The sequence below is a fragment of the Sphingomonas citricola genome (assembly GCF_019429535.1).
Lineage (GTDB): Bacteria > Pseudomonadota > Alphaproteobacteria > Sphingomonadales > Sphingomonadaceae > Sphingomonas > Sphingomonas citricola.
Genome location: NZ_JAHXZM010000003.1, coordinates 304,985 through 328,209, shown reverse-complemented (window position 1 = coordinate 328,209; position 23,225 = coordinate 304,985). Strand labels below are relative to the sequence as shown.

The 23,225-nt window shown below is 69.0% G+C and carries 21 protein-coding genes; 12 read left to right on the top strand and 9 right to left on the bottom strand.

Annotation, left to right across the window (positions count from 1 at the left end; translation table 11 throughout):
• Positions 1-2: 2 nt before the first annotated feature.
• Positions 3-1,859, top strand: coding sequence for an acetyl/propionyl/methylcrotonyl-CoA carboxylase subunit alpha (locus KZ810_RS09235; RefSeq protein WP_219768798.1), 1,857 nt, complete (start codon positions 3-5; stop codon positions 1,857-1,859).
• A 70-nt stretch (positions 1,860-1,929) separates the two neighbouring features.
• Here the strand turns inward: KZ810_RS09235 and KZ810_RS09230 are convergent, their stop codons facing one another.
• Both KZ810_RS09230 and KZ810_RS09225 read right to left on the bottom strand, forming a co-directional pair.
• Positions 1,930-2,379, bottom strand: a complete 450-nt coding sequence (locus KZ810_RS09230; RefSeq protein WP_219768797.1) for an NfeD family protein — start codon at positions 2,377-2,379, stop codon at positions 1,930-1,932.
• Positions 2,376-3,404 carry an SPFH domain-containing protein gene (locus KZ810_RS09225; protein WP_219768796.1) on the bottom strand — a complete coding sequence of 343 codons (1,029 nt, stop codon included), beginning with the start codon at positions 3,402-3,404 and terminating at the stop codon, positions 2,376-2,378. Before KZ810_RS09225 ends, KZ810_RS09230 begins: the two co-directional genes overlap by 4 nt.
• 157 nt (positions 3,405-3,561) lie before the next feature.
• On the opposite strand from KZ810_RS09225, the gene guaB reads away from it, so the two are divergent.
• From guaB to KZ810_RS09210, 3 genes are all read left to right on the top strand, one after another.
• Complete coding sequence (gene guaB, locus KZ810_RS09220; RefSeq protein ID WP_219768795.1) at positions 3,562-5,019, top strand: IMP dehydrogenase; 1,458 nt, start codon at positions 3,562-3,564, stop codon at positions 5,017-5,019.
• 130 nt (positions 5,020-5,149) lie between these two features.
• Positions 5,150-6,325 (top strand): RsmB/NOP family class I SAM-dependent RNA methyltransferase, encoded by a 1,176-nt coding sequence (locus KZ810_RS09215; RefSeq protein WP_219768794.1) that lies wholly within the window; start codon positions 5,150-5,152, stop codon positions 6,323-6,325.
• A gap of 33 nt (positions 6,326-6,358) precedes the next feature.
• Positions 6,359-6,871 (top strand): tetratricopeptide repeat protein, encoded by a 513-nt coding sequence (locus KZ810_RS09210; RefSeq protein ID WP_219768793.1) that lies wholly within the window; start codon positions 6,359-6,361, stop codon positions 6,869-6,871.
• 5 nt (positions 6,872-6,876) lie between these two features.
• Here the strand turns inward: KZ810_RS09210 and rsmA are convergent, their stop codons facing one another.
• From rsmA to KZ810_RS09190, 4 genes are all read right to left on the bottom strand, one after another.
• Positions 6,877-7,704, bottom strand: a complete 828-nt coding sequence (gene rsmA, locus KZ810_RS09205; RefSeq protein ID WP_308461525.1) for a 16S rRNA (adenine(1518)-N(6)/adenine(1519)-N(6))-dimethyltransferase RsmA — start codon at positions 7,702-7,704, stop codon at positions 6,877-6,879.
• Positions 7,701-8,702 carry a 4-hydroxythreonine-4-phosphate dehydrogenase PdxA gene (gene pdxA, locus KZ810_RS09200; protein WP_219768792.1) on the bottom strand — a complete coding sequence of 334 codons (1,002 nt, stop codon included), beginning with the start codon at positions 8,700-8,702 and terminating at the stop codon, positions 7,701-7,703. The genes rsmA and pdxA overlap by 4 nt, the downstream gene beginning before the upstream one ends.
• Before the next feature lie 7 nt (positions 8,703-8,709).
• The gene (locus KZ810_RS09195; protein ID WP_219768791.1) at positions 8,710-10,068 is read right to left on the bottom strand and encodes a peptidylprolyl isomerase; all 1,359 of its coding nucleotides are present in this window, start codon (positions 10,066-10,068) and stop codon (positions 8,710-8,712) included.
• A 76-nt stretch (positions 10,069-10,144) separates the two neighbouring features.
• Entirely contained in the window at positions 10,145-12,418 is a 2,274-nt protein-coding gene (locus KZ810_RS09190; protein WP_308461524.1) for an LPS-assembly protein LptD, read from the bottom strand.
• A 153-nt stretch (positions 12,419-12,571) separates the two neighbouring features.
• Between KZ810_RS09190 and KZ810_RS09185 the strand changes: the two genes are divergently transcribed.
• The 4 genes from KZ810_RS09185 to KZ810_RS09170 all read left to right on the top strand — a co-directional run bounded on the left by KZ810_RS09185 (position 12,572) and on the right by KZ810_RS09170 (position 15,558).
• Positions 12,572-14,026 carry a leucyl aminopeptidase gene (locus KZ810_RS09185; protein WP_219768790.1) on the top strand — a complete coding sequence of 485 codons (1,455 nt, stop codon included), beginning with the start codon at positions 12,572-12,574 and terminating at the stop codon, positions 14,024-14,026.
• A gap of 17 nt (positions 14,027-14,043) precedes the next feature.
• Complete coding sequence (locus tag KZ810_RS09180; protein ID WP_219768789.1) at positions 14,044-14,484, top strand: DNA polymerase III subunit chi; 441 nt, start codon at positions 14,044-14,046, stop codon at positions 14,482-14,484.
• A gap of 136 nt (positions 14,485-14,620) precedes the next feature.
• Positions 14,621-15,043 (top strand): nucleoside-diphosphate kinase, encoded by a 423-nt coding sequence (gene ndk, locus KZ810_RS09175; RefSeq protein WP_093002471.1) that lies wholly within the window; start codon positions 14,621-14,623, stop codon positions 15,041-15,043.
• Positions 15,043-15,558, top strand: coding sequence for a GNAT family N-acetyltransferase (locus tag KZ810_RS09170; protein ID WP_219768788.1), 516 nt, complete (start codon positions 15,043-15,045; stop codon positions 15,556-15,558). Before ndk ends, KZ810_RS09170 begins: the two co-directional genes overlap by 1 nt.
• Before the next feature lie 10 nt (positions 15,559-15,568).
• Here KZ810_RS09170 and KZ810_RS09165 read toward each other — a convergent pair whose 3' ends face one another.
• From KZ810_RS09165 to purM, 3 genes are read right to left on the bottom strand one after another with little or no spacing between them, the layout of a single operon-like run.
• Positions 15,569-15,943 carry an MmcQ/YjbR family DNA-binding protein gene (locus KZ810_RS09165; protein WP_219768787.1) on the bottom strand — a complete coding sequence of 125 codons (375 nt, stop codon included), beginning with the start codon at positions 15,941-15,943 and terminating at the stop codon, positions 15,569-15,571.
• On the bottom strand, positions 15,940-16,503 hold the full coding sequence (gene purN, locus KZ810_RS09160) for a phosphoribosylglycinamide formyltransferase (protein WP_219768786.1): 564 nt from the start codon (positions 16,501-16,503) through the stop codon (positions 15,940-15,942). The genes KZ810_RS09165 and purN overlap by 4 nt, the downstream gene beginning before the upstream one ends.
• Positions 16,500-17,624: a phosphoribosylformylglycinamidine cyclo-ligase gene (gene purM / locus KZ810_RS09155; protein WP_219768785.1), complete on the bottom strand. Its 1,125-nt coding sequence runs from the start codon at positions 17,622-17,624 to the stop codon at positions 16,500-16,502. The genes purN and purM overlap by 4 nt, the downstream gene beginning before the upstream one ends.
• 61 nt (positions 17,625-17,685) lie before the next feature.
• On the opposite strand from purM, the gene KZ810_RS09150 reads away from it, so the two are divergent.
• From KZ810_RS09150 to KZ810_RS09135, 4 genes are read left to right on the top strand one after another with little or no spacing between them, the layout of a single operon-like run.
• Entirely contained in the window at positions 17,686-18,921 is a 1,236-nt protein-coding gene (locus tag KZ810_RS09150; RefSeq protein ID WP_258044674.1) for a heavy-metal-associated domain-containing protein, read from the top strand.
• Positions 18,905-19,564, top strand: a complete 660-nt coding sequence (locus tag KZ810_RS09145) for an HdaA/DnaA family protein (RefSeq protein WP_219768783.1) — start codon at positions 18,905-18,907, stop codon at positions 19,562-19,564. Before KZ810_RS09150 ends, KZ810_RS09145 begins: the two co-directional genes overlap by 17 nt.
• A complete protein-coding gene (locus KZ810_RS09140; RefSeq protein ID WP_219768782.1) occupies positions 19,561-21,732 on the top strand; it encodes an RNA degradosome polyphosphate kinase in 2,172 nt (723 codons plus the stop codon). Before KZ810_RS09145 ends, KZ810_RS09140 begins: the two co-directional genes overlap by 4 nt.
• Complete coding sequence (locus tag KZ810_RS09135; protein ID WP_219768781.1) at positions 21,729-23,213, top strand: Ppx/GppA family phosphatase; 1,485 nt, start codon at positions 21,729-21,731, stop codon at positions 23,211-23,213. Before KZ810_RS09140 ends, KZ810_RS09135 begins: the two co-directional genes overlap by 4 nt.
• Positions 23,214-23,225: the final 12 nt, after the last annotated feature.

Genomic DNA, 23,225 nt, shown 5'->3' with positions numbered 1-23,225 from the left:
AGATGATCCAATCGCTCCTCATCGCCAATCGCGGCGAGATCGCCTGCCGCATCATCCGCACCGCGCGCGCGCTCGGCATCCGTACCGTCGCGGTCTATTCCGACGCCGACGCCGATGCGCTGCATGTTCGCATGGCCGACGAGGCGGTCCACATCGGCCCGTCGCCGGCGCGCGAGAGCTATCTCATCGGTGACCGCATCATCGCCGCCGCGCGCCAGAGCGGCGCGGAGGCGATTCACCCCGGCTACGGCTTCCTGTCCGAAAACGCCGATTTCGCCCAGGCCGTGCTCGATGCCGGGCTCGTCTGGGTCGGCCCCAACCCCGACAGCATCCGCGCGATGGGGCTGAAGGACGCCGCCAAGGAACGGATGATCGCGGCCGGCGTGCCCGTCACGCCGGGCTATCTCGGTGCCGACCAGTCGCCCGAGCGGCTCCGCACCGAAGCGGATGCGATCGGCTATCCCGTGCTGATCAAGGCGGTCGCGGGCGGCGGCGGCAAGGGGATGCGGCAGGTCGGCGACGCCGCCGCCTTCGCCGACGCGCTGCAATCGTGCCAGCGCGAGGCGGCATCGTCGTTCGGCGACGACCGCGTGCTGATCGAGAAATACATTCAGAGCCCGCGCCACATCGAGGTGCAGGTGTTTGGCGACCGCCACGGCCACGTCGTCCACCTGTTCGAGCGCGACTGCTCGCTCCAGCGCCGCCACCAGAAGGTGATCGAGGAAGCGCCCGCACCCGGTATGGACGAGGCGACCCGCGACGCGGTCTGCGCCGCCGCAGTCAAGGCCGCGCAGGCGGTCGATTACGTCGGCGCGGGCACGATCGAGTTCATCGCGGACGCGAGCGAAGGCCTGCGCGCCGACCGTATCTGGTTCATGGAAATGAACACCCGCCTCCAGGTCGAGCATCCGGTGACCGAGGCGATTACGGGGCAGGATTTGGTCGCGTGGCAGCTCCGCGTGGCGTCGGGCGAGCCGCTGCCATGCGCGCAGGACGAACTCACCATCACCGGTCACGCAATCGAGGCACGGCTCTACGCCGAGGATCCGGCCAAGGGCTTCCTCCCCTCGATCGGCACGCTGGAAGCGTTCGATCTGGGCGATCCGGCCGAGAATGGCGTCCGCGTCGACACCGGGGTCGAGCAGGGAAGCGTCATCTCGCCCTTCTACGATCCGATGATCGCCAAGTTGATCGCGCATGGGCAGACGCGCGAGGACGCACGCGAGCAACTCGCCGATGCGCTCGACGAAGCGGTGGTGTGGCCGGTCCGCTCGAACGCGGGCTTCCTGGTCGAGGCGCTCGACCATCCCGATTTCGCAGCCGGCCGCGTCGACACGGGATTGATCGCGCGCGAGGGCGACGCGCTGATGCCGCCCGCCTATCCGAGCGAGGAGGCGCTGACCGCGGCGGCGGCGGAACTCGCCGGGCCCGCGCCGTTCGCGGGCTTCCGCCTCAATGCGCCCCCGCGCCGCGCCGCGCGCTTCCTGCTCGACGGCGAGGGCGTGGACATCGACTTCACCGACGCGGATGAGGCGGAGGAAGCGGTTTCCACCAGCGTCTTGATCAGCGAGGGCGGGCAGACCTGGGCGCTCGCTCCTTTCCGCGCAAGCGGCGCGGCGGCGGGCGGGGCGGGCGACGGCGCGATCCTGTCGCCGATGCCCGGTCGCGTCATCGCGGTCGAGGTCGCGGCGGGCGCGAGCGTCACCAAGGGGCAGAAGCTGCTGACGCTCGAAGCGATGAAGATGGAGCACAGTCTCGTCGCGCCGTTCGACGGCACCGTCGCCGAACTCAACGCCGCGGCGGGCGGGCAGGTGACCGAGGGCGTCTTGCTGGCGCGGATCGAGGCGGCCAACGCCTGATCGCCCGCACCCAGCTTATCCCGGCTTGGTCAGGCGCGCGCGCCTGTCCAAGCCGATCGGGTGTGGGGTGTCACCCATCCAACGGCTCCACCACCAGCACGCCCGCGTCGACCGCCACCACCCGCGCCCGCGCACCCGCTGGCAGCTCCGGTCCCCGCGCCGGCCACGCACCGTCGCCGAGAATCACGCGCCCCGATCCATGCTCGATCGTGCGCTCGACCGTCACCACCGCGCCGATCAGCCGGGCGGCCGGATCGTTCAGCCGCGCCGCGTCGCCCTCGACCGGATAGTCGCGGTACCAGCGCCGCCCGACCAGCACCGTGACCGCGCTCCACGCCGCGAATGCACCGATCTGCGCGGCGAGCGGCAGGTCGGGCAGTGCGAGCAGCGCCACCCCGACGATCGCCGCCGCGACCGCGACGAAAACGAGGAACACCCCCGGCACGACCAGCTCGGCGATCCCGAGCAGCAGCGCTGCGATCAACCACGCGCCCGCGCCGTTCAGGTCGCCCCAGTTCATCCCTGTTCAGCCGTATCCCCGCCAGCCGTGCCCCCGCCAGCCACGCCACCGCCGATCCGCGGCACGCTCGCGGTTGCGTCGCGCGCCGGTTTGTCCTTCTTCGCCCCCGTCGGGTTCTGCGGCGACAGCGCATCACGCGCGAGTTCGCCGATTCCGCCCAATGTCCCGATCAGCTGCGTCGCCTCGACCGGGAACAGGATCGTCTTGGCATTCGGGCTGGTCGCGAACTTGCCCACCGCCTCGACGTACTTCTGCGCGATGAAATAATTGAGCGACTGCGTACCGCCGCTCTCGATCGCCTCCGACACGACCTGCGTCGCGCGCGCCTCGGCCTCCGCCGCGCGCTCGCGCGCCTCCGCGTCACGGTAGGCCGATTCGCGCCGGCCCTCTGCCTCCAGGATCCGCGCCTGCTTCTGCCCTTCGGCGCGCAGGATTTCGGAGGCGCGGCTGCCCTCGGCCTCGAGGATGTTCGCGCGCTTCTCGCGCTCCGCCTTCATCTGGCGTCCCATCGCGGAGACGATGTCGGCGGGCGGGCGGATGTCCTTGATCTCGACGCGCGTGATCTTGACCCCCCACGGCACGGTCGCATGGTCGACGACCGACAACAGCCGCGCGTTGATCTCGTCGCGCTTCGACAGCGTCTCGTCCAGATCCATCGCGCCCATCACGGTGCGTAGGTTGGTGGTGGTGAGCTGCAACAGCGCGACGTACAGGTCCGACACCTCGTACGCCGCCTTAGGCGCGTCGAGCACCTGGAAGAACACCACGCCATCGGTCGAGACGATCGCATTGTCCTTGGTGATGATCTCCTGCCCCGGAATGTCGATCACCTGCTCCATCATGTTCACCTTGCGGCCGACACGGTAGAAGAAGGCGGGGTAGAAGTTGAACCCGGGCGAGGCGGTGGTGGTGTAGCGCCCGAAATGCTCGATCGTGTACTGATATCCCTGGCGCACGATCTTGATGCTGCTCATCAGGTAGAACAGCACCAGCACGAGCAGCAGCGCGGCAATCGTCGTCAGCATCCCCATCTCCCCCACCCATGTCCCCACGGGGTGTATCACCCGATCATAGCGCCTCGCCGGGCGCGCACCTAGCGAAACCCGCGGGGAGCTAGCGAAACCCGGCGAACGCGGTTACATGGCCCGCCACTCCTCCCCCTCGACAGGATTCGGCGTTCCCATGGATATTCGCCTCGGGCTTACCTTCGACGACGTGCTGCTCGTGCCGGGCGCATCCGAGGTGCTGCCGACCGACGCCGACACCCGCACCCGCGTGACGCGCGACATTGCGCTCAACATCCCCGTGCTTTCCTCGGCGATGGACACCGTGACCGAGGCCGACATGGCGATCGTCATGGCGCAGCTGGGCGGGATGGGCGTGCTCCACCGCAACCTCACGATCGAGGAGCAGGTCGCCGCGGTTCGCGCGGTCAAACGGTTCGAGAGCGGGATGGTCGTCAACCCGATCACCATCACGCCCCAGGCGACGCTCGCGGACGCGCAGGCGCTGATGGCCGCCAACCGCATCAGCGGCATCCCGGTGGTCGAGGCGGACGGCAAGCTCGTCGGCATCCTGACCAACCGCGACGTCCGCTTCGCCGAGAACCCGAAGCAGCCCGTCGCCGAACTGATGACGCGCGACAATCTCGCCACCGTCTCGGCTGGAGTGGGGCAGGAGGAGGCACGCCGCCTCCTCCATCAGCGTCGGATCGAGAAGCTGCTGGTCGTCGACGACGCCTATCGCTGCGTCGGTCTCATCACCGTCAAGGACATCGAGAAAGCGGTCACCTACCCGGATGCGACCAAGGACGCCGCCGGCCGCCTGCGCGTCGCTGCCGCGACCACCGTCGGCGACAAGGGCTTCGCGCGGACCGAGGCGTTGGTCGACGCCGAATGCGACCTCGTCGTCATCGACACCGCGCACGGACACAACCGCGACGTCGCCCGCGCGGTCGAGCGCGTGAAGAAACTCTCGAACTCGGTTCAGGTCATCGCCGGCAACGTCGCCACCGCCGAGGCGACGCGCGCGCTGATCGAGGCGGGCGCGGACGGGATCAAGGTCGGGATCGGTCCGGGCTCGATCTGCACGACGCGCGTCGTCGCGGGCGTCGGCGTACCGCAGCTGACCGCGGTGATGGACTGCGCGGAAGCCGGCGAGAAGCTCGGCGTCCCCGTCATCGCCGATGGCGGCCTGCGCACCTCGGGCGATCTCGCCAAGGCGCTGGCGGCGGGGGCGGCGACCTGCATGGTCGGATCGTTGCTTGCCGGGACCGAGGAAGCGCCGGGCGAAACCTTCCTTTATCAGGGGCGTGCGTACAAATCCTATCGCGGGATGGGAAGCGTCGGCGCGATGGGCCGCGGCTCGGCCGACCGCTATTTCCAGGGCGAGGTCCGCGACCAGCTCAAACTCGTACCCGAGGGGATCGAGGGGCAGGTACCGTACAAGGGTCCGGCGCGCGACGTGATCCACCAGCTCGTCGGCGGGATCAAGGCGGCGATGGGCTATACCGGCTCGGCAACGATCCGCGACCTGCGACAGCGCGCGAACTTCGTCCGCATCACCGGCGCGGGGCTGAAGGAAAGTCACGTGCACGACGTGACGATCACGCGTGAGGCGCCCAATTACCCGACGCGGTGACAACGCCGGGGCTGTCCTACACGCGAATGCGCTGTCACGGGTTTGGAACCCGTGTCGTCTCGCGTGCGCCCGCGGGCGCGCGCATGCGTAGGGCTGTGACCTTTGTGACCTTCCGGACGGATGTGAACCGATGACCCCAGCCGCACGGACCCAGGCCGCGATCGAGCTGCTCGACGCGATCGTCGCCGCGGCAGTCGACAATGGCGCCGCCGCCGACACGCTGATCGCGCGCTATTTCGCGCAGCGCCGCTATGCCGGGTCGAAGGACCGCCGCGCGGTGCGCGAACTCGTCTATGCCGCGATCCGCCTGCTGGGCGAACGCCCCGACAACGGGCGCGCCGCGATGGTCGCGCTCGCGAAGACCGACCCCGCGATCGCCGCAACCTTCGACGGCTCGACCCATGCGCCGGCCCCGATCGCGGCGGACGAGGCGACCGCAGTTCCCGGCATCGCGCCGGCGTGGCTGCTCGAACGACTGTCGGCGTCCGACCTCGATGCCGGGGAACAGGCCGCGTTGAACGGCCGCGCGCCGCTAGACGTTCGCGTCAACACGTTGCTCACCTCGCCAGAGGCGATCGCCGCCGAACTGCCCGACGCTCAGCCGATCACCGGCCTCGCCGACGCGTTACGGCTGCCCGCTGGTACCGATCTCACGCCCTTCGCCGGCCGGCTCGAGGTGCAGGACGCGGGTAGCCAGGCGGTGACGCGCGCCGCGGCGGCCGAGCCCGGTCAGACCATCGTCGATCTGTGCGCGGGGGCAGGGGGCAAGAGCCTCGCGCTCGCGGCCGCGATGCGCAACGATGGGCGCATCATCGCCTCCGACGTCGACCGCGCGCGGCTTCGTCGGTTGGAGCCGCGTGCTGCGGCGGCGGGTGCGACGATCATCGAGCAGCTGCTGCTCGACGCGGGCCGGGAGACCGACGCGCTCGCGCCGCTCCGCGCGGTGGCCGACACCGTGCTCATCGACGCGCCGTGCTCGGGCACCGGCACCTGGCGGCGTAATCCGGAAGCGCGCTGGCGGCTGACCCCGGCCCGGATCGACCGCTTCGCAGCGATGCAGCGTCACGTGCTCATGCTGGGTGCGCCGATAGTGAAACCCGGCGGCGCGCTCGTCTACATCGTCTGCTCGCTCCTCGACGCGGAGGGGCGCGATCAGGTCGATGCCTTCCTCGCCGTGCATCCCGGCTGGCAGGCCGAGCCGCTGACCTTGCCGCTCGGTCGTGCGCACGGGCAGGGGTTGCGCCTGACCCCCGGGCATGACGGCAGCGACGGCTTTTTTGTCGCGCGGCTGCGGGCACCATGCTAATTCGTTGAAACAGTGCCGAAGCTGGAGCCGATCATGCGTTTTACTTCCGTCGCCGTCGCGCTCGGGCTGGCAGCGGCCTCGATCTCCACGTCGCTTTACGGCCAGCGTCCCGACGATCAGGTCGATCCGCGCAGCCTCGCATTGATGAAGCAGGCCGAGGCGGCACGCTCCGGCGGCAATCTCGATGGCGCGACCGATCTGCTCGAATCCGCGCTCGCGGTCGATCCGCGCAACCGTCAGGCGTTCGTCGCCCTCGCGCAGGTGTCGCAGGCGCGCGGCCTCCCCGGCAAGGCGATCCGCCTCTACCGCGAGGCGCTGACGCTTGAACCCAACGACGTCGACGCGCTGAGCGGGCAGGGTGAGGCGATGGTCGCCAAGGGCGCGGTCGAGCGCGCGAAACAGAACCTCGCGCGCGTCCGTACGCTGTGCAAGGGGCAGTGCCCGCAGGCGACGACGCTCGCCGCGCGCATCGCCAAGGGTCCGCCGGTCGCGACCGCGCAGATGTCCGCACCGGTCGGCGTCAACACGACCACCGCGAAGGACTGATCGGCCTAGCTCAGCCGACGCGCGATCGCGACGAACTCAGGCACCGATACCGTTTCCGCGCGCCGCGTCGGGTCGATCCCCTCCGCCTCCAGCGCGTCGAGCGCATCGGGCACGCCGCGCAGGCTCTGCCGCAGCATCTTGCGCCGCTGCCCGAACGCGGCGGCGGTGACCCGCTCCAGCATTTCGAGCCGGACGCCGTCGGGCTCGGCAGTCGGGGTGATGTGGACGACCGCCGACATCACCTTGGGCGGCGGGGTGAAGGCGGAGCGATGGACCGGCATCGCCAGCTTCGCGACCGACCGCCACTGCGAGAGCACCGCCAGCCGTCCGTAGGCATCGCTCGCCACGGTCGCGACGATGCGATCGGCGACCTCGCGCTGGAACATCAGCGTCAGCGATTGCCACCACGGCTGCCATTCGGCGGACAGCCATCCGACCAGCAGCGGCGTGCCGACATTGTACGGCAGGTTCGAGACGATGTGCGGCGCGCCCTCGAACAGCGACCGCCCATCAATCTCGGTCGCGTCGCCCTCGATCACGCGCAGCTTGCCTGGATAGGCGTCCGCGAGTTCGGCGAGTGCGGGAATGCAGCGACGATCGCGCTCGATCGCGGTCACCTGCGCTCCGGTCGCCAGCAGTGCCCGCGTCAGGCCGCCCGGACCGGGGCCGATCTCCAGCACCTCGCGATCGTTCAAATCCCCGGGGATCCGCGCGATCCGCCCCAGCAACTGCGCGTCGAACAGGAAATTCTGCCCCAGCGCCTTCGACGCGTTCAGCCCGAACCGCGCGATCACGTCGCGCAGCGGCGGTAGCGGGGTGACGGGCGCGGTCACCGGCACGCCGCTGCGTACCGTTGCCGGTTCGTCGCCGCCATGTCCGCCATCGCGATCGCCGCGATCATCGCGCCGGGATGCGCCTTGTCCTGCCCCGCGATGCCGAATGCGGTACCGTGGTCGGGCGAAGTCCGCACGATCGGCAGCCCAAGCGTCATGTTGACGCCCTCGTCGAAATGGAGCGTCTTGATCGGCACGAGCGCCTGATCATGGTAGCAGCAGATCGCCGCGTCGTATCGCGCCCGAGCGCGCGGGTGGAACATCGTGTCGGCGGCGAGCGGCCCCTCCACCTCGATCCCCTCGGCACGCAACTGCGCGATAGCGGGCTCGATCACGTCGATCTCCTCGCGCCCCAGCGCGCCGCTCTCGCCGGCGTGCGGGTTCAGGCCGGCGAAGGCGAGCCGGGGCAGCGCGATGCCGAAATTCTTCGTCAGCCCGCGCGCGGTCACCCGCGCCTTGGCGACAATCAGCTCGATCGTCAGCAGCCCCGGCACGTCGGCTAGCGGCACGTGCGTGGTGATCGGCACGACGCGCAGCGAGGGCCCGGCGAGCATCATCACCGCATTGTCGCGCGCCACGCCGCAGCGTTCCGCGACGAACTCTGTCTGTCCCGGATGCGCGAAACCCACCTGATACATCTGCGCCTTGCCGACCGGCGCGGTCACAAGTCCCCGCGCCGCGCCCGATTGTGCGAGGCCGGTCGCCGCCTCCAGCGCGCGGAATGCCGCCCGTGCGCCGTCGGTGCTCGGCAGCCCCGGCACGACCTCGCCGGCATCCTGGACGTGAAGGATCGGCAGCGCCGTATCGAACGCGCGCGACGCGTCGCGCGGGTCGTCGATCCGCGTCATTGGTCCCTGCCACACCGCGGCGAAGGCGCGCGCGTCGCCGACCACGAAGAAGGGGGGCAGCGCCTGCGCGCTTCGTGCTTCCCACGCCTTGGCAATCGTCTCGGGCCCGACGCCCGCGGGATCGCCCATCGCGACGACGAGCGGCGTCACGGCGGCGTCAGCGATAATCGATCACCGCGTCGCGCCGCAGGTCGCGAAGCGCCTGCTGCGCGCGCAGGTTGACGCGCTGCTGCTCGAGTTGGTTCTGGATCTGCTCGGCACCCGGCAACTGGCCGGAAACCGGATCGTCGCGTCCGCACAGCACCAGCGTCCGCACGCCTTCGCTCGGCGAACCGAACGGGGGCGACGCCTGGCCGACCTGCAGCTTCAGCATGATGTCCTGCAACGGTCCTGGCAGGTCGCGGATGCGCACCGTGTCGTTCTGCACCACCTCGGCGTTCAGCGCCTGCCCGACCTTCTCGACCGAACCGCAGCCCTGCAGCTTGCGGATCTCGGTGGCGAACTGCGCGGTGCGCGCGGTCGCCTGCGCCTGCGTCGTGTTCGACGGGAACTTGATCGTCATCTGCTTCAGGCTGAGCCGGGCGTCGCGCGGATCGGCGGTCAGCACCTGCCGCTTGTCGACCAGATAGACGATCGAGAAACCGCCCGGTATCGGGATCGGCCCGGCAACCTGGCCGACCTGCATCTGCTGGCTCGCCGCCGACAGCGCCTCGGGCAATTGCGCGGCGCGCACCCAGCCGAGATCGCCGCCGACCGCACGCGTCGTCGCGGCAGAATAGTTGCGTGCGAAATAGCTGAACGGCGCCTGCGCCTTCTGGATTTCGCCGATAATCTGCCTTGCCTGCGCCTCGACCTGCGCCTGCTGGTCGACGTTCGCGGGCAGGTAGATTTCGGCGAGGTGATATTCCTCGGTACCCTTCGCCGCTTGGAGACGGTCGATGATCGCCTTCACCTCTTCGTCGCCGACGTTGACGAACGGCTCGACGCGCTTGCGCAGATAGCGGTTCCAGGCGAGTTCGCCCTCGATCTGGCGCCGCATCGATCGGTCGGACGAACCCTGTTCGCGCAACCAGCTGGCGAAGTCGGCGGGCGACTTGTTAAACTGCTTGGCGACGCGGCCGATCGCCTGGTCGATCTCTTCTTTCGAGACGGTGATGTCGGCGGTCTTCGCCTGCTGGATCTGCAGCGTCTCGTCGATCAACTGGCGCAGCACCTGCAGGCGCAGCCGTTCGCGGTCCTCGTTGGTGAGCTTGGCGTTGTTCGCCGCCGCGATCAACGCGACGCGCTGGTCGACGTCGGTGCCGGTGATCACCGTTTCGTTGACGATCGCGGTCGCCTTGCGGATGTTCGGGTCAAGCTTGCCGAAGATCTGCAGATTGGCGGGAATGTTGAGCCCGGTGTTGTCGGGCAGCGTCTGGTCGTCGACGGTCTGCGCCACCGCACCCCCCGCGATCGCCAGTCCCAGGAGCGATGCCATCGCCCGGCGCGTCAGCAGCGCACCCCTCGTCTTCGTCATCACAAGCGTCTCGAATTCCCATGATGGCCGCGCGCGGCCTTGCCGTCGCCGTGCCACGGCGTTGCTGAACGCGGGCTTAGCGCCCGAGCCCCTTGAACGCCAGCGTCAACAGGTAGCTGTTGCCCGCGCGAATATCGCCGGTGGTGCGATAATCGCGCCGCCACGTCACCCCGAGCTCGAGGCAATCGTCCTCGTACGCGACGCCTAGACGGTGGCGGATCGGGTCGAACCCGCTGCTCGACGACAGCACGTCCTCCGCGCGGTCGGTCAGATCGATCACCGCGGAGCCGAACACCGACCAGAAACGCGCGAACGCAGCGCGCCCGGCAAGCCGGATCTCCTCGCGGTCCTGCAACCCGACGACGGGGTCGATGTTGCGGTTGAGGCGCAGGTAGCCGACGGTCGCGTAGGTCGTGTAGGAGCCCACCGTCGCATCGACCTCGTTGCGCCGGATCGCGAAATTGTCCTTGTCGAGGCGGTAGCGGTGCGTGAAGGTGATGAAATCGCGGAGCCTGACGTTGGTACGTCCGACGATATCGGAGAAACTGTCCGACAATCCGGTTCCGCTCGGCAGAATGGTGGGGCGCGAATCGAGCCGGTAGCTCTGGCCGATCGTCGCGTTGATCGACAGGCCGGTGCGATCGAACGCCCACTCGCCGCCGTACGTGATCCGCGAGGAATCCTCCCAGCGATCGTAGCCGGGGAAGCGGTTGAGCGCGAACAGGTTCGAATCCTCGAGGTCGACCGCGCGCGAGTCCTCGTTCGGGACGCGCAGATTGGCGACGTGCGGCGAGGCGACGATCTGTACCCGCGGGGTCCAGCGCTGCGTGCCACCAAACAGCTCGCCGATGAACGGCCATTTGACGTCGATCGCCGCCGCGCCGATCGCGCGGGTTTGAAAACCGTCGAGCCCGCGGTAGCTCGCGACCGCGGTTGCGGCGGCATCGCTGGTGTTATAGGCGTCGCCGCGCGCGAACGCGGTCAGCGTGACTTCCTGGCCCCAGTTCGTCAGACGGCGGAGATTCCATTCGGCGCTCGCGAACGCGCGCTGCGTATCCTGTCCCGCCTTGCGTCCGATCGCGAGCGTATTGGCCTGGAGCGACAGCACGCCGCCCGCCACGTCCTGTACGCGCCGGCGATAATCGATCTCGGGCAGCGCGACCGGCTGCAACGACTGACGGTCGCCGACGCGCAACGTCTGCGTCGCCCAACCGCTGACCGCGAAATAGCTATTGGCCTCGATATGCTCGAGCGCGAAGGTGCTGCGCAGCCGGTCGTCGTCCGAAATGTCGTAGCGCCGCGTGAAGGTGCGATCGGTCGACATACGCAGCGACCCCGACAGGCTCCACTCGGGCGAGAACTGGAACTTCATCGTCCCGTCGAGATAGCCACGGAACGCGCGCTCGGTCGCGGTGGTGAAGCCGGTCGACAGATCCTCGCTGCGCCGCCCGGAAGTCGCATATCCCGCGATCGAGAAGGCGCCGAGCGTGTTCACCTCGCTGTAGCGCGCTTCCAGCAGCGGCACGACGTTGGTGAAGATGTGCGGTGCGATCACCAGCGAACGGTTCTGCCCCATCGCGACGTTGAACGGCAGCGTCAGCTCGACGCCGTTCAGCCGGTCGATGCCGAAGCCGGGGGTCAGCAGGCCCGTGCTGTTCGAATCGGCCGTACTGGTCGAGAAGCGCGGCAGCCGTGGGCTCGCGAGCCCGAACAGGTTGAAACGCGCGCCCTCGAAATAGACGCGGTCGTTGTCGGGGCGGTAGGTGACGCGAACCGCCGTAATCTTCCACGTCGGCTCTTTGGGGCAATTGCTCGCGTCGGTGACCGGGCAGGGCGAATAGGCGGCGCGATTGAGGAAATAGGTACCGTTCTCGTCGCGCCGGCCATCGACCGCGGCCAGTCGCCCGCCGCGTTCCAGCACGACGAGCAGATTGTCGATCACGCCGTCCTTCAGCGTGTCGGTCAGCTCGATCGAATCGCCATAGGCGACGTCGCCCTGCGGGTTGGTGACCCCGACGTTGCCGTTCGCTACGACGCGCCCGGTCTTGCGGTTCCACACCACGCGCTCTGCGCGAAGTTTCTCGCCACTGCGCGTCATGCGCACGTCGCCCAGCGCGGTGACGATGTCGGCGTTGTAATCGTATTCGAGCGAGGACGAGCTGAACTGCACCTGATCGTCACCGGCCGCCGGCGGGGGCGTCTGCGCCAGGTCGGCAGGGATGCTCAGCGCCGGATCGGGCGTCGGCGCGCGGTCGGCAAGCGACTGCGCGGCGGCAGGCACGGCGATGCCCGCCGCGCACAGGGCAGCGATCGGCACCACGCACCCGGCGAGAAAATCAGAACGCTTCACGTTGCTCCCGTTTACCTGTCGCTCGCGAGCGGCCGGAAGAGCACGGCGCTGCAGATGCGTCCTATCGCATCGCCCGCGCGTTGCTGCAACGCTTTGCCAGCACGGATGCGCGCGCCTATCAGGCACGTCAGGAATTAAGGGATTAGGGTCACCATGAAGATCACGTTTGCCGCCACGCGCCCGACCGATGCCGCGGTGCTCGCGCTCGCGGTTCGGAAAGGCGCGGCGCCCGCCGGGCTCGCCGCCGAACACCAGTCGCTCGTCGCCGGCGCGATTTCGGGGCAGCGGTTCGAGGGTGAGCCGGGCAGCAGTGCCGAGGTGTTCCTCCCCGGCGCGAACGACGCGCAACGCGTCGTGCTGCTGGGCGTCGGCAGCGGCGACGACGCCGCCTACGAACGCGCGGGCGGTGCGCTCACGGCCAAGCTGCTGACCGCGGGCGCGGCGACGGTGGTCGCCGATCTGTCGGGCGCGGACGCGGCAAGCGCGGCGCGCTTCGCCGCCGGCGCCGCACAGCGCAGCTGGCGGTTCGACGAATATCGCACCCGCCTGCCGGCCAAGCAGAAGCCGACGCTGGAGGAGCTGATCGTCGTCAGCGACGCCGCCGACGTCGACACTGCATGGCCCGCGCGCGACGCGGTCACCCGCGGCCTCGGCCTCGCCCGCACGCTCGCGACGCTGCCGCCCAACATCCTTTATCCCGAGAGCTTCGTCGAGCGCGTGACCGCCGCGGTCGACGGGCTGGGGCTCGAGGTGACCGTCCTCGACGAGGCGCAGATGCGCGATCTCGGCATGGGTGCGCTGCTCGGCGTCAGCCAGGGCTCGCGGCGCGAAGCGCGCATCCTCGCGCTCAAGTGGAACGGCGCCGGCGGCGACGCCCCGCTGACCGCGCTCGTCGGCAAGGGCGTGACCTTCGACACCGGCGGGATCTCGATCAAGCCCGCCGCGGGCATGGAGGACATGAAGTGGGACATGGGCGGTGCCGGCGCTGTCGCCGGCGCGATGCTCAGCCTCGCCGCCCGCAAGGCCAAGGCCAACATCATCGGCGTGATGGGCTTGGTCGAGAACATGCCCGACGGTAATGCGCAGCGCCCCGGCGACGTCGTCACCACGATGTCGGGGCAGACGGTCGAGGTCATCAACACCGACGCCGAAGGCCGCCTCGTCCTGTGCGACGCGATCACTTGGGTCCAGCGCGAGCACAAGCCCGCGCAGATCATCGATCTCGCAACGCTGACCGGCGCGATGATCGTCAGCCTGGGCAACGAGATGGGCGGGCTGTTCTCGAACGACGACACGTTCGCTGAGCAGATCCTGGCAGCCGGCCGCGCGAGCGGCGACCTGTTGTGGCGCTTCCCGCTGGCGGACGGCTACGACAAGCTGATCGACTCGGCGATCGCCGACATGAAGAACGTCGGCCCGCGCGGCGGAGGCTCGATAACCGCGGCACAGTTCATCAAGCGCTTCGTCGACGAGGGCGTGAAATGGGCGCATCTCGACATCGCCGGGATGGTCTGGTCGGAGAAGGACGGCGCGACCTGGGGCAAGGGCGCGACCGGCTACGGCGTGCGCGTGCTCGACCGCTTCGTCGCCGACAATCTCGAAGGCTGAGGCGAGGCGCACATCCGGTGAAGGTCGACTTCTATCACCTGACCACCAGCCCGCTCGAGCGCGTGCTGCCCCGCATCGCGGAGCGCATCCTCGCCGAGGGCGGGCGTTTGCTGGTGGTGGAGGCCGACCCCGCCCGCCGCGCCGCGCTCGATAAGACCCTGTGGTCCTACACCCCCGACAGCTTTCTGCCGCACGGCCTCGCGGGTGGTGATGGTGATGCTGACCAGCCCGTCCTGATCGCGCCCGAGGTCGACGCCGCCAATCACGCGCGCAACGTCGCGCTGGCGGACGGCGAGTGGCGCGATCGGGCGCTCGAGTTCGACCGCGCGTTCCACTTCTTCGACGACGACCGCATCGGCGACGCGCGTGCCGCATGGAAGGTGCTGGCGGCGCGCGACGGCATCGAGCGGCGCTACTGGAAACAGGCCGAGAGCGGCCGCTGGGCACAGGCGGCCTGATCGTTCGCGTCCCGCCGCGTCCCTGACGCGGACCCCAGCGCGCGCCACGCGCCCGACGTCGGTTCTTGCGCGTGTCCGACGCGCCGACTAGGGGACGCGCACTTTCCATCACCTCTGTCAGGAGCCCGTGACCGTCATGGCCGCGAACCGTACTTTCTCGATCATCAAGCCCGACGCGACGCGTCGCAACCTGACCGGCGCGGTCACCAAGATGCTGGAGGATGCCGGCCTGCGCGTCGTTGCATCGAAGCGCATCCACATGACCCGCGATCAGGCCGAGGGCTTTTACGCGGTGCATAAGGAGCGTCCGTTCTTCAACGATCTGGTCGAGTTCATGATCTCGGGCCCGGTCGTCGTTCAGGTGCTCGAGGGCGAGAACGCGATGCAGCGCAACCGTGACATCATGGGCGCGACCAACCCCGCAAACGCCGAGCCCGGCACGATTCGCAAGGAACTGGCGGAGTCGATCGAAGCGAACACCGTGCACGGTTCGGACTCGGACGAGAATGCCGAGATCGAGATCGCGTACTTCTTCAAACCGGAAGAGATCGTCGGCTGATGAACTGGCGCCTGCGACGCGCGAGCGCGGATGATGCCGCGATCCTCTCGCTCGTCGCGGGCGCGACCTTTCTGGAAGCGTTCGCGGGCGTTCTCGACGGTGCCGACATCGTCGCCCATGTCGGACGCAACAGCAGTGCGGACGCGTTCGCGCGCTACATCGGCGCTGGCGCGATCGCGACGCTCGCGGAAGCCGATCAGGGCGCCGCACCGCTCGGCTATACGTTGCTGACCACGCCCGATCTGCCGGTCGAGCCGCGCGCGGGCGATATCGAACTCAAACGCATCTACGCGCTCGCGCCGACGCACGGGCAGGGGCTCGGTCCCGCGCTCATGCAGTGTGCAGTCGATGACGCGCGCGCTGGCGGTCACCGCCGCCTGTTACTCGGCGTCTACGGCGGCAACGTTCGCGCGCACCGCTTCTACACCAAACAGGGTCTGTCGGTGATCGGCGAGCGTCGTTTCCTCGTCGGCGCGACGTGGCACGACGACCTGGTATTCGCGCGCGACCTCTGACGATCGTGCCCTAGCGCCCGCCCGCCTCGAGCAGGCCGGCCGGCGCGCTCAACTCCCAGCTGCGCGCAATCCGATCCTCGACCAAGGCCCAATCGACCTCGCCGCCGAGATCGATGCTGACCCAGCCCGACGTGCCGAGATAGGCCGGCTTGCGGTAGGTATCGGGCGCGGCCTCCAATAGCATCGCTTGCTCGTCGGTGTCGGCGGTGCGGACGCAGACGACGGTCAGCCCATCGCCGTGATGATCGACGCGCAATTGCGCGAACTGCTTGCCCGCGACGAAGAAGGTCGCCTGCCCGTGGCTCTCGCGCTCCTCGCTCTCCGGCAGCAGCAGCGCGATCTCGCGGACGCGATCGATCGCTTCGGTTGCTCGCATCTCGCTCATCGACGAACGAACTCCTTCAGGACGGCAGGGTAGAGTTGATGTTCCGCCGCGAGCACGCGCTCGGCGAGCGTCTCGGGCGTGTCGCCGGGTAGGATCGCGACCTCGCGCTGCCCCAACACCTCGCCGCCGTCCAGCTCCTCGGTCACGACATGGACCGAGCAGCCGCCCGCCGCATCTCCCGCGTCGATCGCGCGCGCGTGCGTGTCGAGCCCCTTGTACTTGGGCAGCAGCGAGGGATGGATGTTGATGATCCGCCCACGCCACTTGGCGACGAACTCGTCGGACAACAGCCGCATATAGCCCGCCAGCGCGATCCACTCCGCCCCCGCCTCGCGCAGCGCGCCGTCCAGCGCGGCCTCGAACACGGGCTTGCCGATCCCCTTCGGCGATAGCGCGAAGGTCGGCAATCCGTGCTGGATCGCCCAGGCGAGCCCCGGCGCGCTCGGCCGGTCGGATGCGACGACGACGATCTCATAATCGTCGCCGGCGTGTTCCGCGAGTGCCTGCATGTTCGAGCCGCGCCCCGAAATCAGCACGGCGACCTTGGCGGGTGCGTTCATGCGTGATGCGTCGCGCGCCAGTCGCCGCGCGCGCTCCACGTCTCGGTGCTGCCGGTCACGGTGCATCCGCGTTCGCCCGCCTCGATGCGGCCGATGCGGAACACGGTCTCGCCCGCGGCTTCCAGCGCTTGCGCGACACGGTCGGCCTCGTCGGCGCTGACGACGACCGCCATGCCGATCCCGCAGTTGAACGTGCGCGCCATCTCCGCGGGCTCGATCGCGCCCTGCGCCTGGAGGAACGCCATCAGCCGCGGCTGCTCCCACGCGTCCGCATCGACCAGCGCGTGCGTGCCTTGCGGAAGAACGCGCGGGATGTTCTCCAGCAGCCCGCCCCCGGTGATGTGCGCCAGCCCCTTGATCCGCCCCTCGCGCAGCAGCGGCAACAGGCTCGCGACGTAGATCCGCGTCGGCGCCATCAGCACGTCGATCAGCAGCCGGTCCTGATCGAACATCGCCGGGCGGTCGAGCTTCCACCCGCGGTCGGCGGCGAGCCGGCGGACGAGCGAATAGCCGTTCGAATGCACGCCCGACGAGGTGAGCCCGAGTATCACGTCTCCCGCCGCGATCGCGCGGCCGTCGAGCAGCCGGTCACGCTCGACCGCACCGACGCAGAACCCCGCCAGGTCATAGTCGCCCTCGGCGTACATCCCCGGCATCTCGGCGGTCTCGCCGCCGATCAGCGCACAACCCGCCTGGCGGCACCCCTTGGCGATCGACGCGATGACGCGCTCGGCGATCCCCTGATCGAGTTTCCCGCTGGCATAGTAATCGAGGAAGAAAAGCGGCTCCGCGCCCTGGACGATCAGGTCGTTGACGCACATCGCAACCAGATCGACGCCGACGCCTTCGTGCCGGTCGTGCTCGATCGCGAGCTTCAGCTTGGTGCCGACGCCGTCGTTGGCAGCGACCAGCAGCGGGTCGGTGAAGCCCGCCGCCTTCAGATCGAACAATCCGCCGAACCCGCCGAGGTCGGCGTCGGCACCCTTGCGCCGTGTCGAGCGGGCGAGCGGTGCGATCGCGCGAACGAGCGCGTTGCCCGCTGAGATCGAGACGCCTGCGTCGGCATAGGTATATCCGCCGGTCGGGGTTGCAGTGCTGTTGGCGCTGGGTTCGTCGGTCATGCGGCAAGCGCCTAGCCACAACGCGCTTGGATTTCCACGCCCGCTTCGCCAAAAGGCGCCGATGCGTAGCCGTCCGTTCCTCGCCATCGCCGCGGCCACCGGTGCCGTCGTGCTCGGCGCAGGCGCGCTGGCGCAGATCGAGGGCGGCGACCGCGGCGTCGCGGCGGTCGACAGCTCGAACGATTACGAGATTGGCAGCGTCAGCGTCGACGTCTCGGGCCCAAATGCGCAGGCGGCGCGACTGGCGGGCTGGCGCGAGGCGCAGCGCAAGGCGTGGGTGCAATTGTCGCGCCGGCTGGGTGGCGGCGGGGGGCTGGTCCCCGATGGCACGCTCGATTCGCTCGTCACGGCGATCGTGGTCGGCAACGAGCAGATCGGTCCGAACCGATATATCGCGCAACTGGGCGTGCTGTTCGACCGTGCGCGCACCGCGGGCTTGCTGGGGATCAGCAGCTATATGACGCGCTCGCCCCCGCTCGTCGTTGTGCCGGTGGTCTGGTCGGGCGGCGTCGGCGGTGTGTTCGAGCAGCGCACCGCGTGGCAGGAGGCATGGGCGCGTTTCCGCACCAGCACCAGCGAGATCGACTATATCCGCCCGCCCGGCAACGGTGCCGACCCGCTGCTGCTCAACGTCGGCCAAACCGAGCGTCCGGCGCGCGGCTGGTGGCGCAAGGTGCTCGACCTCTACGGCGGCAGCGACGTGCTCGTGCCCGTCGTCCGGCTGCGGCGGCAATGGCCGGGCGGGCCGGTGATCGGCGAGTTCGAGGCGCGCCACGGCCCCGACAATCGCGTCCTGTCGCGTTTCGCGCTCCGCGCGGAGAATGCCTCGGCGCTCCCCGCTTTGCTTGACGCGGGCGTGAAGCGGATGGACGACATCTACCAGTCGGCCGCGCGCGGCGGCTATCTGCGTGCCGATCCCGGCCTGAACCAGCCAGCAGCCGTCGCAGCGACCGAAACGCCCGATGCGACCGATACCCCGCTCGATCAGGACGCGGCCGCAGCGCAGGCCGTGACGACCGTCATCGTCCAGGTCGAAACCCCCGACGCCGGCGCGGTGACCAATACCGAGAGCGCGTTGCGCGGCGTCCCCGGCGTGCGCAGCGCGACCACCAGCAGCCTCGCACTCGGCGGCGTATCGCTGATGACGGTCGCGTTCGCGGGCGACCCGGCGAACCTTCACACGGGTCTAGAGGCGCGCGGATGGCAGGTGTTCGGCGGCGGCACGACGCTGCGCATCCGCCGCGCACCGCAGCTCCTTCCGCCCGATCTTCAACCCGACAATGCGCTCGCAGGGTGACGTGACGACGGGCGAGCCGACCGCGATCCAGTTTCCGCTGCCGCTCGCGTGGCCCGATGATGCGCGCGACGTCGAGTTTCTCGTCACCGATTCGAACCGCCGCGCGGTGCAGGTGCTCCAGCAATGGCACGACTGGCCCGTCCGGACCGCGCTCCTCGTAGGCCCCGCGGGATCGGGACGCAGCCTGTTGGCGCAGGTGTTCGCCGCGCAATCGGGCGGGCGCGTCATCGACGATGCCGACGAGGGCGACGAGCGCGCCTTGTTCCACGCCTGGAACGACGCGCAGGCGACACGCACGCCGCTGCTTCTCGTCGCGGCCGCCGCGGCCCCCGCCTGGTCGGTCGCCTTGCCCGACCTGCGCACTCGGCTGGCGGCGAGCCCGGTGGCGGAGATCGGTGCGCCCGATGAGGCTTTGGTGCGCGCGCTGCTCGAACGCGGCTTCGCGCGCCGCCGTCTCGATGCGCGCGACGACCTGATCGACTGGCTGGTGCCGCGACTGCCCCGGCGTCATCAGGCTGTAGCGCAGATGCTCGATGGGCTGGAACAAGCCGCGCTGTCCGGGCGTCGGCGTGTCACCATCCCGCTCGCGCGAGACCTCCTGGCTTCGCTGTTCGGTACGACAGAGGATCCGACCAACGCATGACCCGGCCCGCCCACGTCCAGCGCGAGCGCGACGACGATCCGTTCGAGAAAGTCGCAGCCGAGCGTTTCTTCAATCGTGAATTGTCGTGGCTGGCCTTCAATCGTCGCGTGCTGGACGAGGCGTGCAACAACGCGCACCCGCTGCTCGAACGGCTGCGCTTCCTCGCCATCTCGGGTGACAATCTCGACGAATTCTTCATGGTCCGCGTCGCGGGGCTGAAGGGCCAGCAATTGCAGGACGTCGAACTGCGCTCCGCCGACGGACTGACGCCGGGGCAGCAACTCGCCGCGATCACGGTCGAGGCCGACGCGCTGATGGTCAGCCAGCAGTCGGTCTGGCGCGACATCCGCTACGCGCTCGCCGAAGCCGGCATCCGCGTCATCGGCAGTCACGCGATCGACACCGCGCTGGGGCTGGAGGAGCAGGCCTGGCTCGAGACGCATTTCAAGGAACAGCTTTTCCCGGTCATCACCCCGCAGGCGCTCGATCCCGCGCACCCGTTCCCGTTCCTGCCCAACAAGGGCATGGCGGTGATGTTCGACCTCGTCCGGCGTTCGGACAAGGAACCGATCCGCGAACTCGTGATGCTCCCCAACGCTATGCCGCGCTTCGTCCGCCTGCCGGGTGAGGGCGCGCGCTATGTCGCGGTCGAGTCGCTGCTCAAGCGGTTCAGCAACCTGATGTTCCCGGGCTATGATGTGCTCGGCGCCGCCGAATTCCGCGTCCTGCGGGACAGCGACATCGAGATCGAGGAAGAAGCCGAGGATCTCGTCCGGTATTTCGCCAACGCGATCAAGCGTCGCCGGCGCGGGCGCGTGATCCGGCTCGAGCTCGAAACCGGCATGAGCGAGGCGCTCGCATCGGTGCTGCGCGAGGAACTGGGCGGTTCCGATACGCTCGTGACCGAGAGCGGCGCGTTCCTGGGTGTCGGGGATCTCGCATTGCTCGCCGACGAGGATCGCCCCGATCTGAAATTCACGCCGTTCACCCCGCGCTTTCCGGAGCGTATCCGCGAGTTCGGCGGCGATTGTTTCGCCGCGATCCGCGCGAAGGACATCATCGTCCATCACCCGTACGAATCGTTCGACGTCGTGCTCGCGTTCCTGAAACAGGCGGCGAACGACCCCGACGTGGTCGCGATCAAGCAGACGCTCTACCGCGCGGGCAAGCAGTCGGCGGTCATCAACGCACTCATCGCGGCGGCGGAAGCGGGCAAGTCGGTCACCGCAGTGGTCGAATTGAAGGCGCGCTTCGACGAGGAACAGAATCTGCAATGGGCGAGCGCGCTCGAACGCGCCGGCGTGCAGGTCGTCTACGGCTTCATCGACTGGAAAACCCACGCGAAGGTCGCGATGGTGGTCCGGCGCGAGGGGGCGCAGTTTCGCACCTACTGCCATTTCGGTACCGGCAATTATCACCCGGTCACCGCGCGCATCTACACCGACCTCAGCTTTTTCACCGCCGACCCACGGCTGGGGCGCGATGCCGCGCGGATGTTCAACTACATCACCGGCTACGTTGAGCCCGAGGGGATGGAGGCGGTGGTCCTCAGCCCGCGCTCGCTGCGCGACCGGCTCATCGCGGACATCGATCGTGAGATCGAACACGCCCGCGCCGGGCGCACGGGGTCGATCTGGGCCAAGATGAACAGTTTGGTTGACCCCGCGATCATCGAGAAGCTGTACGAGGCGAGCGGCGCGGGGGTCGAAATCGACCTGATCATCCGCGGCATCTGTTGCCTGCGCCCGGGGGTTGCCGGCATGTCGGACAATATCCGCGTCTTCTCGATCGTCGGCCGCTTTCTCGAGCACAGCCGGATCGCCGCGTTCGGCAACGGCGCGGCGCTGCCCAACGACGGCGCGCGCGTGTACATCTCCTCGGCCGACTGGATGCCGCGCAACTTCGATCGCCGCGTCGAATATCTCCTGCCGATCGAGAACGAAACCGTGCACGACCAGGTGCTCGACCAGGTGATGGTCGCCAATCTGATCGACAACGAACAGAGCTGGGAATTGAACGCCGATGGCAACTACGCCCGTATCGTGACCGGCGACCGCCCGTTCAACCTGCACCGCTATTTCATGACCAATCCGTCGCTCTCGGGCCGCGGCGCCGCGCTCGAGGAAGGGGGCGAGGTGCCGACGCTCAAGCTGCGGCGGCGTTCGTGACCGCGCACCCTGCGCGTTTCGAGGTCGAGCAGCCCCGTACCGCGATCATCGACATCGGCTCCAACTCGATCCGCCTCGTCGTCTATCAGGGGCCGGCACGGCTGCCGACCACGCTGTTCAACGAGAAGGTACTGGCGGGGCTTGGTCGCAGTCTCGCGGCGACGGGGTCGATCGACGCCGATGCGATGGCGGCGGCGCGTGCCGCGCTGCATCGCTTCGCCGCGCTCGTCTCCGCGATGGAGGTGTCGCGTGTCCGCACCGTCGCGACCGCGGCGGTCCGCGACGCGTCGAACGGTGCCGCACTGATCGACATGGCGGCGGCGGCGGGGTTGTCGGTCGAAATCCTGTCGGGTGAGGAAGAGGCGGCGGCGGCGGGCTACGGCGTGCTCTCGGGCATACCGGGCGCGAACGGCATCGTCGGCGATCTGGGCGGCGGCAGCCTCGAACTCGTCCGGATCCGCAAGGGCGAATTGGGCGAGCGCGTGTCGTTCCCGCTCGGCGTCCTGCGCCTCGCGCCGCTGCGCGAACGTGGGCGGCTCGATCGCGTGGTCGAGACGATGTTGCGCGACGCGGGCTGGATCGGTGCGGGCAAGAACTTGCCGTTCTACCTCGTCGGCGGATCATGGCGCGGTCTCGCGCGCCTCGCGATGCACCGGGCGCGCTATCCGCTGCCGATCATCCATCAATATGCGATGTCACCCGACACGATCACCAGCCTGCGCCGGACCTTGTCGCAACTGGGTAAGCCGCAATTGAAGGACGTCCCCGGCCTGTCGAGCGGGCGCATCCCCACCTTGCCCGATGCCGCCGCCTTGCTGTCGGTACTCCTCAAACACCTGAAAAGCAGCACGACGATCGTCTCGGCCTTCGGGCTTCGCGAAGGCCTGCTCTTTCAGGAACTCGACGCGCGCACCCGTGCCGAGGATCCGCTGATTGCCGCTGCGCGCGACGAGGCGAGGCTCGCGGGGCGCTTTCCCGAACACGGCGACCTGCTCGACCGCTGGATCGCGCCACTGTTCGGCGACGACAAACCTGCCGAGGCACGATTGCGCAACGCTGCCTGCCAATTGGCCGACGTCGGCTGGCGCGCCAATCCCGAATTTCGCGCCGAACGCGGACACGAGATCGCGCTGCATGGCAATTGGGTCGGCGTCGACGGTCGCGGTCGCGCGATGATGGCACAGGCGCTGTGGACCGCGTTCGGCGGGGCGGTCGCGGTGCCCGACGTCCTCACGCAACTCGCTCCCGAGCCGGCATTGCGCCGCGCGGCGACCTGGGGACAGGCTATCCGGCTCGGACAGCGGTTGAGCGCGGGCGTCGCCGAACCGCTGCGCCGCTCGCATCTGACGCTCGATGCGACGACGCTCCGGCTCGACCTCGATGCGGCGGACCACGCACTCTACGGCGAGACGGTTGCCAAACGCCATTCCTCGCTCGCCACCGCGCTCGGGCGAACGGCATCGAGCAACGCGGCGCGCTGAGCCGCGGCGGCG